Annotated in this window: 11 protein-coding genes; 1 reads left to right on the top strand and 10 read right to left on the bottom strand. The window is 60.6% G+C overall.

The features are described 5' to 3' along the window. Positions 1-5: 5 nt before the first annotated feature. The 10 genes from trbF to VR74_RS14585 all read right to left on the bottom strand — a co-directional run bounded on the left by trbF (position 6) and on the right by VR74_RS14585 (position 12034). Positions 6-692 carry a conjugal transfer protein TrbF gene (gene trbF / locus VR74_RS14630; RefSeq protein ID WP_034741924.1) on the bottom strand — a complete coding sequence of 229 codons (687 nt, stop codon included), beginning with the start codon at positions 690-692 and terminating at the stop codon, positions 6-8. Position 693: 1 nt separating this feature from the next. Continuing rightward, positions 694-2019 carry a P-type conjugative transfer protein TrbL gene (gene trbL / locus VR74_RS14625; RefSeq protein WP_034741922.1) on the bottom strand — a complete coding sequence of 442 codons (1326 nt, stop codon included), beginning with the start codon at positions 2017-2019 and terminating at the stop codon, positions 694-696. Between the two features lie 4 nt (positions 2020-2023). Continuing rightward, the gene (gene trbJ, locus VR74_RS14620) at positions 2024-2749 is read right to left on the bottom strand and encodes a P-type conjugative transfer protein TrbJ (RefSeq protein ID WP_034741919.1); all 726 of its coding nucleotides are present in this window, start codon (positions 2747-2749) and stop codon (positions 2024-2026) included. Continuing rightward, positions 2734-5163, bottom strand: coding sequence for a conjugal transfer protein TrbE (gene trbE / locus VR74_RS14615; RefSeq protein WP_034741917.1), 2430 nt, complete (start codon positions 5161-5163; stop codon positions 2734-2736). The genes trbJ and trbE overlap by 16 nt, the downstream gene beginning before the upstream one ends. Further along, complete coding sequence (locus VR74_RS14610) at positions 5157-5429, bottom strand: VirB3 family type IV secretion system protein (protein WP_034741914.1); 273 nt, start codon at positions 5427-5429, stop codon at positions 5157-5159. The genes trbE and VR74_RS14610 overlap by 7 nt, the downstream gene beginning before the upstream one ends. Then, on the bottom strand, positions 5429-5740 hold the full coding sequence (locus VR74_RS14605) for a TrbC/VirB2 family protein (protein ID WP_045698064.1): 312 nt from the start codon (positions 5738-5740) through the stop codon (positions 5429-5431). Before VR74_RS14605 ends, VR74_RS14610 begins: the two co-directional genes overlap by 1 nt. Positions 5741-5745: 5 nt before the next feature. Continuing rightward, positions 5746-6762, bottom strand: a complete 1017-nt coding sequence (trbB, locus tag VR74_RS14600; RefSeq protein WP_045698063.1) for a P-type conjugative transfer ATPase TrbB — start codon at positions 6760-6762, stop codon at positions 5746-5748. Further along, positions 6755-7222 carry a hypothetical protein gene (locus tag VR74_RS14595; protein WP_034741860.1) on the bottom strand — a complete coding sequence of 156 codons (468 nt, stop codon included), beginning with the start codon at positions 7220-7222 and terminating at the stop codon, positions 6755-6757. The genes trbB and VR74_RS14595 overlap by 8 nt, the downstream gene beginning before the upstream one ends. Further along, positions 7219-9282 (bottom strand): IncP-type conjugal transfer protein TraG, encoded by a 2064-nt coding sequence (traG, locus tag VR74_RS14590; protein ID WP_051615504.1) that lies wholly within the window; start codon positions 9280-9282, stop codon positions 7219-7221. The genes VR74_RS14595 and traG overlap by 4 nt, the downstream gene beginning before the upstream one ends. 337 nt (positions 9283-9619) lie before the next feature. After that, entirely contained in the window at positions 9620-12034 is a 2415-nt protein-coding gene (locus VR74_RS14585) for a hypothetical protein (protein ID WP_299950703.1), read from the bottom strand. 57 nt (positions 12035-12091) lie between these two features. On the opposite strand from VR74_RS14585, the gene VR74_RS14580 reads away from it, so the two are divergent. Then, on the top strand, positions 12092-12613 hold a 522-nt coding region (locus VR74_RS14580), incomplete at its 3' end, for an IS256 family transposase (protein WP_045693723.1).

Raw genomic sequence — 12613 nt, 5'->3', positions numbered from 1 at the left:
TGCTCCTATTGATGGTCTTTCGACCAGTTGAGTCCGTGGACGTAGAGGCCGAGGGGATTGGCCCGCAGGGCCTCTTCCGTGCGTGGCGGGTCGATGACGATCGAGAAAACGCCGGTATGGTTTGACTGGCCGGTCTCGGTGCCGTTTCGGTAGGCCGTCTCGTGCCAGCGCACCGTGAAACTGTCGTCCGACGCCCGCACGACGCTCGCCACGTCGACAGACACAGAGCGCCGTCCGAGATCCGCAAATGGATCATTGTCACGGGCATAATCATTGAGCGTAGCTGCCGCCCGGTCGGTCGCATAGGCATAGGCCGTCAGCCAGTTCTGACGGACGACGACCGGATCGATGGAGATCGACCGCGTGTTCTTCACAAATTCTGCGAGGTGGAACGCGATCTGCGCATCAGTCGGTTCATAGCGCTCGTCGGCCGGGCCGACGGCGCGCACGGCGCCTTCGCCCGTCAGTTCGACCACATAAGGCGTGACGAAAGACTGGGTGGAGCGCCAGACAAGGCCGCCCGCGAGGACGAATGAGAGGGTAAGACTGCCGAGTGCGGCCAGCCGCCAGTTCGCCGCCTGTACGCGGGCCGACCCGATCCGGTCGTCCCAGGCCTGCGCCGCGCGCTGGTAGGGTGTGACAGGTTCCGGTGTCACGCCATAGCGGCTAGAATTTCGCTTCCAGAGCTTCATGTCAGTCCTCGTCATTTCTGAGTTGTAGCGAAGTGCCGCCGCCCGGACGGTCGCCGTCGCGCACCGCTGAGGCCGCCATCATGCCGGCATCGCGGGTCGACTGATCGCGCCGGATACGCCTGGCCCAGTCCGGGGGAGAATTCGGTCCATTGGTTGGACCCGCGTTCCGCGCGCCCGTGCCACCCGTTGCCGCGAAAGCGGCGCGTGCGCCGGCCTGATGACGCTCCCCTGGGGTTCCGAACGCGCGCCGGGCAAAGGCTTTCGCGCCAGACGCTGCCGCACGAGCACCTGCGTCCGCGACACCGCTCACGCCCGCCATCGTGGCGCGGACACCGGTCTTGCCGGAAGCGGCCGCATTCATCTGGTAGGCTGTGCGAGCGCCGCCTGCCATGGAGGCTGCTGCGCCAACAGCGCTGCGAGTCCCACCGGCTGCTGCCCCGATTCCCGCCTTGGCGATGGAACCGCCCGCGACCGTTCCTGCTGCCACACCGGCGGCGGTGCCAATGGCCGCCCCAGCCCCAAGTTGTGGTGCCCCGGAGACAAGGCCTGTGGCGATGCCGGGTCCGAACAGGCCGAGGGCCAGAAGCGAGAGGGATCCGAGGATGACGGAGGCAGCCTGTTCAAGGGTCACCTCGTCTGGCTGGAAGGTCGATGTGATGGAGGAGAAAATGGTCGATCCAATGCCGACGATGATGGCAAGCACCATCAGCTTGATGCCCGACGCGATGACATTGCCGAGGACTTTCTCGGCGAGGAAGCTTGTCTTGTTCCAGAGCGCAAACGGTATCAGCACGAACCCGGCCAGTGTCGTCAGCTTGAATTCAATGATGGTCACGAAGAGCTGGATCGCGAGGAAGAAGAAGGCGAGGAGCGTGATGATCCAGGCGAGGAACAGGACAGCGATAATGACAATGTTCTGGAAGAAGGCGATCGGGCCGGTGAGCTTCTCGATCTCGTCTAGCAGCGGCAGCCCGGCATCGAATCCGGTCGCCGCGACGAAGCCGGGTTTGATGATGTCGTCGGCGGTGATCGTGCCGCCGGTGGCGTTAAGGCCCAGCTGCGCAAAACTCGTGAACACCACGTCCGAGAGAAGGGCAAAATTGCCGAGGATCAGCGCGAAGGCGCCGACATAAAGGACCTTCTTCAGGAACCTGCCAACAATGTCGGTATCGGGGCCCATGGCCCAGAACAGGCCCGCCAGCGTGATGTCAATCGCGATGAGCGCGCTCGTCAGGAACGCGACATCCGGCTGCAAGAGACCGAACCCGCTGTCGATATAGGCGGAGAAGGTCGCAACGAACTGGTCGATGACGCCAAGGTCTTCCATGGCACTAATCCCTCGAATAGGCGACGCCGTCGCCGACGAAGCGCTTGTGGCGGATGCGGGCCTGTTCCTCGATCGCGGCGCGCCGGGACTCTTCGAGCGCCACCATCCGGTATTGCGCCGCCATCAATTGCTGCATCTGCATCTGTTGCTCGACCGAGAGGGCGACAAGCTGGTTGCCGGCCTGGGCGACGGACAGGTTCCCCGTCGCGGCCTGGCTCTCGCCGACAAGGTCGGTCAGCGTCTCGCGCGCCTCCGCAATCGAGGTCACGATCCCCGACTGGACCTGGATCGAGGCCCGGAACGCCTCGCGGCTGATCCGCCACTGGTCGGCGGCTTCAGCGACGATTTCCTCATTGGTGAGGTCTTCATACGTATCCGGGAAGGCCTCGCGGTACTGGCGCTCGCTCTCTTCGACCTCATAGGTCACCTCGCTCGCTTCGCGCATAAGCGTGTCGATCCGTTCGAGCAGGCGTTTCAGGTGTTCGAATGAGGCATAGTCGAGCCGTTTCAGGTCTTCGGCCTGATTCACCAGCATCTGCGCCTCATGCTGGAGTTGCTGGACCTGATTGTTGATCTGTTCGAGCGTGTTGGTGGCGGTCAGGATGTTCTGGACGAGGTTTGTGGGGTCGATCACGACATCTCCCACGCCCAACAAGGCGTCTGCAGGAGGCGCAATAACGACAAGCGACGACACGGTCCCAAGGAGAATGGCGATCATTCGGCGGCGCATGGCACATCTCCTTCTGTCCCGATCAGGTCAGCGGCCCAGTGAAGTCCGCGCGCTTCCAGCCAGGCCGGTGCAAAGCCCTCCGGACCAACTGAAGCGAGAATTTCGGAGATCATTTTCTGGTCGGATTTCGACCCGGCAGCGCAGAAGGCGAGGGCAACTGGACCAAGGTCGAGGTCGAACAGGCGGTTGCCCTCCGGGGTTTGAACATAATAGTCCCGCTTCGGCGTGGCCCTTGCGATCAGTTCGACCTGTCGGGCATTGAGTCCGAAAGCTTCATAGGTTGCTTGTTGCGACGGCTCTTCCGCGCGTGCATTGGCCAGGAAAATGCGGGTCGGGGCGCTTTCGATCAGGCTCGGGGCAATTGAACTTGATGAGATGTCCGACAGGCTCTGCGTCGCGAACACGACGGAGACATTCTTCTTGCGAAGCGTCTTCAGCCAGTCGCGGAGACGCCCCGCAAACATCGGGTGATCGAGGAACAGCCAGGCCTCGTCGAGAATGAGCAGGGTTGGCTTCCCGTCGAACCGGGCTTCCAGTTTCGAGAACAGGTGCGCCAGCACGGGCGCGGCGAGCCGCTTGTCCTGCATCAGTGCATCCATTTCGAAGCAGAGCATGTCGCCGGTTTCGAGATGATCCTCATCGGCATCGAGCAGGGCGCCATAGGGCCCGGCCAGCGTATAGGGCTCCAGTGCCTGACGGAGCTCCGGCACCTGGATGAGGGCCACCAGCCCAGTCAGCGTACGCTGGGAGACGGGGGCTGCGCAAAGGCTCTGCAGCGCCGTCCAGACGGCCTGTTTGACCTCCGGCGTCATCGCGACGCTTTCCTGCGCTAACAGTCCGAGCACCCAAGCCTGCGCCGCAGCGAGGCCCGCTTCACTGTCGACATCCCGCAGCGGCTGGAAGGCAAGGTCGCCATCAAGACCGAGTTCGTACCAGGTGCCTCCCAAGGCGAGCGTCGCGCAGCGCGCCGACGCCCCCTTGTCGAAGACAAAGACCTGAGCCTGTTCATAGCGGCGGAACTGCAGGGCCAGCAGCGACAGCAGCACCGACTTGCCGGCGCCGGTCGGTCCGACCACCATCATGTGGCCGACATCACCCTGATGGGTCACCAGCCGGAACGGCGTCGAGCTTGCCGAGCGCGCCATCAGGAGCGGCGGGCCGTCCAGATGGGAATTCCGTTCAGGCCCGGCCCAGAGCGATGCCAGCGGCGCCATATGGGCGAGATTGATCGTGTTCAGCAGCGGCTGGCGGACATTGGCATAGGCCTCGCCCGGCAGCGTCCCGAGCCAGGCCTCCACCGCGTTGACGCTCTCCGTCACGCAGGTAAACCCGCGCCCCCGGATCACGCGCTCGACGGCGCGGATCTGGTCCTCGGCTATCGATGCGTCTTCATGCCGGACCACAATCGCCGTCGTGCAGTAACCGAACGCGACATGACCGGCCCCAAGCGCCTGTAGGGCTTCGTCCGCATCGGCCGCTTGGTTGTCGGCGTCTGTGTTGAGCAGCGATGCCGGCTCGTTTGTGAGTATTTCCCGCAAGTAGGAGGTGAGCGAGCGGCGTTTGGCAAACCAGTTGCGGACGTAAGAATTGAGCGTCTTCTCCGCCTCCGGCTTGTCGAGGGGCAGGAACCGGGTCAACCAGCGATAGGCAAAGCCGAGCTGGTCGAGGTCCGAGAGGAGCCCCGGCTCGCCCGTCGCCGGGAACCCGTTGATGGTCAGGACCTTCAGCGTCTCATCGCCAAGACGGGGCGACAATCCACCGATGAGCGGCGTATCGACCAGGAGCGCATCGAGGCACATCGGTACGGACGGCGCCCGCACGGCCTGCCGCACCGTGGAGATGCAGGCATGAAGGTATGTCAGTGTCTCGTCATCATCCAGAAACCGTGCCTCCGGCATGAGGTCCGCCATCATGTCCCGCGCCCGGGATGTTTCGGTTTCAAAATGAACAAGATGCTCGCTCCAGAACGCCGCCGGGGCGTCCGCCGGATCCTCGATGAAGAGCTGTTCGATCCTTGCCGTCCGGTCGGCTGGCGGCATCCAGGTGAGAGTGAGGTAGCAGTCCGTCTCGAAATGCCGGCCCGCTTCCTCGAAGGCCGCGCGGCGTTCTTCATCCACGAGCCAGGCGGCCGGTTCGCGCCAGATGCTTTCAGGATAGGTGACGGACGGCCTGCGGTCGGCCTCGATATGCAGCGCCCAGCCGGAGCCGAACCGGCGGAGGAGATTGTTCATGCGGGCTGTGACGGCTACGCGTTCTTCCGGCGTCGAGCTTTCAAGATCGGGTCCGCGATAGAAACAGGTCCGTTGCAGGCTGCCATCCTTGTTGAGGATGATGCCCGGAGCGATCAGGCAGGCCCATTTTAGATGATCGGCAAGCGTAGCGGGTCGGGCGCGGTATTCGGACAAATTCAGCATGCGTAATAGCCCCTTGTCCTTATGTGCCGGATCAGCACGTCGGCAAATTGCGGATCGCGCCGCGCGGCGAACACGCAGATACCTTGGGCCACGATCCAGAAGACGAGCCCCACACCCCAAAGCTGGAGGCCGATGCCGAGTGCGGCGGCCAGCGTGCCATTGACGATCGTCGCAAGCCTTGGCGCACCTGCGAGCAGGATAGGCACTGTGAGCGAGCGATGGACCGGCACGCTATAGCCCGGGGGCAGGGGGCGGTTGTCAGCCATCAGAGCGTCGCCCCACCGCCGAAGGAGAAGAAGGAGAGGAAGAACGAGGTCGCGGCAAAGGCGATCGAGAGACCGAACACGATCTGCAACAATTTCCGCATGCCGCCGCCGCTCTCGCCGAAGGCTAGGCCAAGGCCGGTCAGGATGATGACGATCGTGGCGAGGATTTTCGCGACCGGACCTTCGATGGAGTCGAGGATCGATTGCAGCGGGGCTTCCCAGGGCATGCCAGAGCCAGCCGCATGAGCCGGGAAGGTGAGCACAACGGCAAAAGCCGTCAGGCTCAGGGCTTTGATAACTCTGTCGTTCATTGAGATTACGTCCTTTCTGGAGCGGTGGAGAGAAGCGGTTCGGAGAAGGGCAGGCTCGGCAGGACGAGCTGCAGGTCGGGCTGGACGGGCATCAGGTCATAGCCGCCGCGTCCAATCCCGTTCATTCGCGCGACTGTCTCGACGCGGTGAACTCCGGCGCGCCGGGAGATGTAAACGACGCAGTCGATTGTTTCCGCGATGAGATCGTGCGGCACCTGCGCCGAGGTCTCGCCGATCAGCTGTTCGAGCCGGGAGAGGCCGCCCAGGGCCGAGTTGGCATGCAGGGTGGCGATGCCGCCCGGATGGCCGGTATTCCAGGCCTTCAGCATGTCGAGGGCTTCAGCGCCCCGGACTTCGCCAACAATGATCCGGTCGGGGCGGAGCCGCAGGGTCGAGCGGACAAGGTCTGCCAGCGTGACCGATCCCGGCTGTGTGCGAAGGTGCACGGCATCGCGCGACGTCGAGACAAGTTCGCGTGTGTCTTCAAGGATGACCAGTCTGTCGCCCGTACGGGCAATCTCGGCCAGTAGCGCATTGGCGAGCGTTGTCTTGCCAGAGCCCGTGCCGCCGACAACGAGAATGTTCTCGCGGTCCAGCACGGCTTGCCGGAGGGCCTCGGCATGATGGGCAGCCATCACGCCGGACGAGACATACTCATCCAATGCGATCACCCGGCCGGCAGGCTTGCGGATCGAGAAGCAAGGCCCCGGCGCGACGGGCGGCATCACACCTTCAAACCGCTCTCCGCCCATAGGCAGTTCGGCGGACACGATGGGGGAGGCAGCATCGACGCGGCGCCCCATATGGCTTGCGACGAGCCGAATGACACGTTCGACATCGCCCGCCGTGACGATCAGGCCGGACTCCTTTCGGCCAGATCCATGCCTTTCGATCCAGAGCCGCCCATCGGGATTGATCATGATTTCGACAACGGCAGGATCATCCAGCGCCGCGACGATCTCGCTGCCCAGTGCCGTGACCAGCATGGCGCGTGTCCGTGTCTGGCTTGTCGCGTCACGCATCGGCTCGCACCTCGCCCAGGAGTTCAGAGGCGGACTCGCCATCAAACCCGGAAGCCTCTTCCGTCACGTCTTCAACGGCGTTCTGGAGAATGCGCTGGCCCGACCGGAGGGCTTCAGCGACCTGCCGCACGAAGAGATCGAACCGCATGTCGCCCTTGGCGCGTGCGGCCTCGACCTGGTTGGCTGGCACAGGCGGCGTCACCGTCAGGAAATAGTGGACGAATGTCGCGAGCGTTTCGGCAATGACCAAATTATCCCGTTCGATCCGACCGAACTGGCGCGTCAGCCGGTCGAGCCGGCGATTGATGGCGGCTTCACGCTTGTTATCCGCTTCGCCCGCCCTGTAGGCCGTCAGCGCCCGGTCAACGATGACGCTTTCAGAAAGACCTGGGCGTTTGGCCATGGCCTTGAGCGAGTGATAATTCTCTGGTGAAATATAAGGCTGGATGCGGGGCTTCATTCGCCATTCCCCGTCAGGTCAATGCCGGTCGCCTGTTCGAGACTGTCGGCCTGTACGAGCGCATCGAAGAGGCTGGCCTGCAGGGGAGCGCGTGCCCTGCCTTGAAAACCACCGGACTTTACAGGGCGGGCAGACCGGGCCCGGTCTTCAGCCACACTGCGCTCTTGTCGCCGGCCCAGGCCATCGGCGTCCGGTTCCAGATCGTCAGCCTGCATCAGGCCTTCATGGATGGTACGAACGTCGCTGCCCCAATCATTCTCCCGCGCCTCCGGAATACAGGCCGCTGCACCCGGTGCTTCTTTAAGGCGTTCTGTAAAGTTCCGGTCTTCATAGTAGCGCAGCTTCAGCGCCCGCACGGGCGGGGAGCCCGCGACAAGGACGAGCTCCTGATCGGACGGCAGCTGCATCACTTCGCCTGGCGTCAGCAGCTGGCGGGCAGTCTCCTGGCGCGACACCATCTTGTGCGACAGCCAGGGGGCGAGCCGGTGGCCTGCATAATTCTTCATGGCGCGCTGTTCGGTCTTGGTGCCGAGCGCATCGGATATCCGTTTCGCCGTGCGCTCGTCATTTGTCGCGAAGGCGACCCTGACATGGCAATTGTCGAGAATGGCGTTCGAAGGGCCATAGGCCTTCTCGATCTGGTTCAGCGACTGCGCGATCAGGAAGGCCTTGAGCCCATAGCCAGCCATGTAAGCCAGCGCGCTTTCGAAAAAGTCGAGCTTTCCGAGGGCCGGGAACTCATCCAGCATGAACAGGACCCGCCGCCGGGTCTTCGGCGCGGCCACCGACACTTGAGGCGCGAGCAGCCCGCAGGCTCTCAGAGTATTCGCCACAATAGATATGCTGCGCGAGACCTTGAATGGACTGACATCGAGATGCTCGGTCAGGCGCCGGCCCACCTGGTTCAGGATGAGGCGCATGAGGGGTTTCGTGCGTGAAAGATCCGATGGCGGTACAACGAGATAGAGCGACAGGGGCCGATCACCCGACACCAGGTCATCAATCCGGAAATCACTCCGCGACGTTACTTCGGCAATGACCGGATCGGCGTAAAGGGCGAGAAAGCGCAAGGCCGTGGAGAGCACGCCCGAGAGCTCGTTTTCGGTCTGGTTAGACATTTCTCTCGCCTTGGTCGCGACAATCGGGTGAACGCGTGGCGCTTCATTCGTGCCGAGGTGATTGGTCCGCTTCATGATCTCGATTGTCGTCCGGAATGTCCGGTCGGGGTCGGCGAGGAATGTGCCGACCCGAGCGAGCGTCTTCTCAGGCTCGGCGTAAAGGACGTGCAGGATGGCGCCGGTCAGGAGGGACTTTGCCTTGTCCACCCAATGCCCTGGTTCTTCGACGACACCGCGCGGATCGACGAGGATATCAACAATGTTCTGGACATCGCGGGCTTCATTAAGCCCTCGGCGCACTTCCATCAGCGGATTGAAATGAGCCGAGACAATATCGGTCGGATCGAACCGTACACAATGCGAAAACTCCGAGCGCCAGCCGGAGGTCAGCTGCCAGTTCTCCCCCTTGATATCGTGCACCAGCACCGAATGCGGCCAGGAGAGCAGGGTGGGCACGACAAGCCCGACGCCCTTGCCGGAACGTGTCGGCGCAAAGGCCATGACATGATCTGGCCCGTCATGGCGCAGGTACGCGCCTTCCGTTTGGCCGAGGAACACGCCGGCCGGCTTCAGCAGTCCGGACTTGCGCAAATCCTTGCTTTCCGCCCAGCGCGCCGAGCCGAAGGTCGAGACCCGCTTGTCCCCCCGGGCCCGCAGGATCGATCCCGTCACCGCGATCACGATAGCAGCAATGCCGCCAGACCCTGCGATCATACCGCCGCGTTCAAACACATCCGGCGCATAGGCATCAAAGGAATACCACCAGCCGAAAAAGGCCCAGGGCACATAGACCGGCATGTCCAGAATGACGAAGAGCGGCTCACCGAACCGAGGCGACCAGCCAAGCGACCAGGCCGTCCACTCGGTCGCGCACAAGAGCGCCAGGAGAACGACGAACAAGACGAGAAGGATCTGCCAGAAGAGGTGCGTGCCATGTTTCATGACACCGAACCTGACCAATCAGCCTCTCAGTCTCCAGAGAGGGAATTGGGGAAAATCTGTGGGGTATTCTGAAGGTTTGGGAATAGCCGAGTGGTAAGTGTGAAGTTCTGGGAAAAATTCGTAGGGGGTGATAATAGATGGCGGGAGTAGGCGCAGCCGAACCTTGGGAGAGCGACTATTCTTCTTTATGTGCGCTAAGGGCGAAGCCTTAAGTCTTGCGCGAGGGATCGAAGCCGACTGGTCGGGACCGCCCCTGACGGACCCTGTTTACTAGAGCCCGGCCCGAAGGTCGCGCCCAGTACAGTTCACAGTCATTTGTTTTATACAACCAAGGATATCATCCCATTCGCGCACTTAACTCAATGAATTTCGCGCTCGAACGCAATGATGGCTTCGCCTCTCCAATCCGCTCTAAGGCGGCCTGGGTGCCATAGGGCCATAAAGACACGCTTTCCGGCAAGACGGCATATAGCAAATCCAAGAGTTCATCTGGATGCTGTAGGGCGATAGAATCTTCCGATTTTCTAAGCTCCGGGATGAAAATGCGATCATCATCTACGCGCGAGACCAATCCTGTTACAAGTTTTGCCACCTCTGGAAAATTTGCCTTTTGAGAAAGCGCGAGTTCAACCAGTCTTGCAGAAATGTCCTTCGTGCGGATGGATTTTTGCTTTGGCCAAACATCGCGTAAAAACTCCGGAACGCTGGCGGACCATTCATTTCCGTCCTCAGCCCACCTATCCAGCGTCCAGAGCGTGTGTCGGCGATACTCTGCACTCCCCTGCAACAAGAAGGTTCGCAGTTCTGAGCTTGAAACCAGCCGCTCGCCAGAACTTTCATCTTTCGAGTGCCAGCCGGCTAGCAGGATGCCGGACAACACTTCCATGTGCTGTCTCTTTTGGGTGGGCCTTCCTTGCAGGCGTTCGACAAGCTTGGGCTTTAGGCGAGCAAAAAGTTCTGCGCTTGGGGTCTGTGCCCGCCAGAAGAAACCAGCCCATAATGCATCACCATCGATCTCTGGCTCATAGTTTGTGTCTAGAACGGCGAGCAGTTTTTCTTCCGTCCATTCTGGATCAACGTAGTAGAAAAATCGAAGACCATAACCAAATAATACCAGGGCAAACCGCCTGGAATCCCCAGGAAGGGAAAGAAGTTGCTCTGCTTTCAAACGCCATTGATCCGGCAATCCTTCTCCTTTCTCGAATGTCTTCTTCAAAGTGTGAGACAACAGGAATTCTGCGAGGTTTCCTGCAGGAGAATTTATGGCTTCAGTTGACCAGTCGGGTTCTTCTTCCTCACGGACCAACGTCGAGCGCTGAGTAGATTCTTCTTCCACGAGAGCGAGGGTTAGTCTGTTCCAAAGTTCATCAAACAAAGAGAAGTCTTGATCCTTCAAGGCTTCCCCATGCTTTTCAAACCAGTCAGATGCACTCAATGCGATTTGCGCAAGACGTTGGTTTGGAAGTTTTAAAAGCGACTGAGCTATTTGCGCAAGCAGCGATGAATCATCGTCTTTTCGAATATCAGTACGAAGGAATGTGTTCCAGAAGCTGGGCTGGAACTCGTCCTCCGACGCAGCATGGGCATCAAGTGCTTCAAGCGCGCATTCAGGTTGATCGGTGCTCAGTCCGAGGAACGGGTTGTATTCCACCAAGCGGCCGACCGGGCGTCGGTCCATGGAAAGAATATGCGGAATAATGTCCTCGGCGGACAGAGACTTGATCTCATCAAAGGAGGTTTCCGTGCGGACCCAACCGCCGCCACCATCTAAAGATCGGGCTGCTTTCAGCGCATATTCAGGTTTCCATTCCGGTGCGGACTGCTGGAGACGCTCTGTCTTTGCAGTCAGGTCGAAATCGAACGCACAGCCTTGGCTTGCTAGCCAGTGCAGCCTGTTCAGCACGATATAGGCCATGCGTTCCTTGTAGGCAGTGCGAGTTTCTTTCTTCCTTTTTGTCGGCCCTTTTAAGATGCGGCGTCCAATTTCGCTGCGATCCGCATCAGAAAACTCGACCCATCTTCTGGCCAAGCCTAACAGCAGGTCCCTGTTACCTTTGAATGGCCAGAAACTCTCGTCATCGAGCGAGCAGACCAGAAGTGCGAATTCATTAGCGGGCACCAAGTCGAGCAGGCCCATTCCCCAGACTTTCAGACGCCCAAAAATGGTCTCTGAGGTCGTCCATGATCGCAGTTCACCTGACGCCTCGATAGGATGCAGAACGGCATATCGCCGAAAAAGGCCGACGAAATGCAGAACATGTCCGGATAGCTTGTATTGGCGATGAAAGTCATCATCACCCTCATCTTCACCACGTTCATCGGGCTCAATCGAACAAATATCGATATCGTAGGAGTAGCGGGTCTCCAGGTCGGACGCGAGATGTAGCGCATCACGCAGCTTGCCAATCAGGGGAGCTAAATAATCATCCGGAACCTCGACCGAACGAATGCCCTCAAAATACTCTACCGCAACCTGTACCAAATCGCGCTCTCTTAGCTTTCGGCGACCATCAGGAGGAATAGGGCTTCTCCAAACACTCTGGAGCTGAAGATAAGGAGCAAAATAGCTTGCGTACTCGCGCGCCAAGGGCTCGTGCCACCCTGTTGCTTTTGCGCGCAACTTTAGTTCATAGCTCAGGTCGCGGTCTTCGCCTTTGAGGGCGTGATACTCACGAATTGTTCGCCAACTATCAGCGACAGGCTGTGGGTAGCGTCCCGGGGCTTGGTGTAAATTCGACCTGAGGAAGGTCATCGTGCGCGAATCCGTCGAGGTTGTGGTTGCGAAACTCAACCAGAAGGACCTCACACGATGACCGAAGACAGATTGGCTTTATTCGAGCTGATTGACCAGAGCGCAGACAACGATCTGGTGCGCGACATGCTGGCTTTTGCGGCCGGGCGCTTGATGGAGATGGAGGTGGAGTCGCATACGGGCGCGGCTCCCGGTGCCCGCTCCGCGGATCGCAAGACTTACAGGAATGGTTACCGCGAACGGGCTTGGGAAACCCGTGCCGGGCGGATTGATCTCGACATCCCGAAGCTGCGCAAGGGAACGTACTTCCCGTCGTTCCTGGAGCCGCGACGGACGGCCGAGAAAGCGCTGACGGCTGTTATACAGGAGGCCTACATCAAGGGCATCTCCACACGCGCCGTCGATGACCTGGTCAAGGCGATGGGCGGCACAGGCATCTCCAAGAGCCAGGTCAGCCGGTTATGCGAAGAAATAGATGGGCGGGTACAGGCTTTCCTGAACCGCCCGATAGAGGGCGAGTGGCCCTATCTGTGGATCGACGCCACGTACATCAAAAGCCGGCAGGGAGGGCGTATCGTA

It is taken from the genome of Hyphomonas sp. BRH_c22 (genome assembly GCF_000961795.1).
Taxonomy (GTDB): Bacteria; Pseudomonadota; Alphaproteobacteria; order Caulobacterales; family Hyphomonadaceae; genus Hyphomonas.
The sequence above is the reverse complement of the archived record's forward strand: the minus strand, read 5'-3'. Positions and strand labels throughout refer to the sequence as shown.

What these genes read in the sequence shown, in the direction of transcription:
- VR74_RS14610 (WP_034741914.1), bottom strand. Translation starts at nt 5,429, where the DNA reads ATGGCTGACAACCGCCCCCTGCCCCCGGGCTATAGCGTGCCGGTCCAT.
- trbE (WP_034741917.1), bottom strand. Translation starts at nt 5,163, where the DNA reads ATGCTGAATTTGTCCGAATACCGCGCCCGACCCGCTACGCTTGCCGAT.
- traG (WP_051615504.1), bottom strand. Translation starts at nt 9,282, where the DNA reads ATGAAACATGGCACGCACCTCTTCTGGCAGATCCTTCTCGTCTTGTTC.
- VR74_RS14595 (WP_034741860.1), bottom strand. Translation starts at nt 7,222, where the DNA reads ATGAAGCCCCGCATCCAGCCTTATATTTCACCAGAGAATTATCACTCG.
- trbL (WP_034741922.1), bottom strand. Translation starts at nt 2,019, where the DNA reads ATGGAAGACCTTGGCGTCATCGACCAGTTCGTTGCGACCTTCTCCGCC.
- trbF (WP_034741924.1), bottom strand. Translation starts at nt 692, where the DNA reads ATGAAGCTCTGGAAGCGAAATTCTAGCCGCTATGGCGTGACACCGGAA.
- trbB (WP_045698063.1), bottom strand. Translation starts at nt 6,762, where the DNA reads ATGCGTGACGCGACAAGCCAGACACGGACACGCGCCATGCTGGTCACG.
- VR74_RS14605 (WP_045698064.1), bottom strand. Translation starts at nt 5,740, where the DNA reads ATGAACGACAGAGTTATCAAAGCCCTGAGCCTGACGGCTTTTGCCGTT.
- VR74_RS14585 (WP_299950703.1), bottom strand. Translation starts at nt 12,034, where the DNA reads ATGACCTTCCTCAGGTCGAATTTACACCAAGCCCCGGGACGCTACCCA.
- trbJ (WP_034741919.1), bottom strand. Translation starts at nt 2,749, where the DNA reads ATGCGCCGCCGAATGATCGCCATTCTCCTTGGGACCGTGTCGTCGCTT.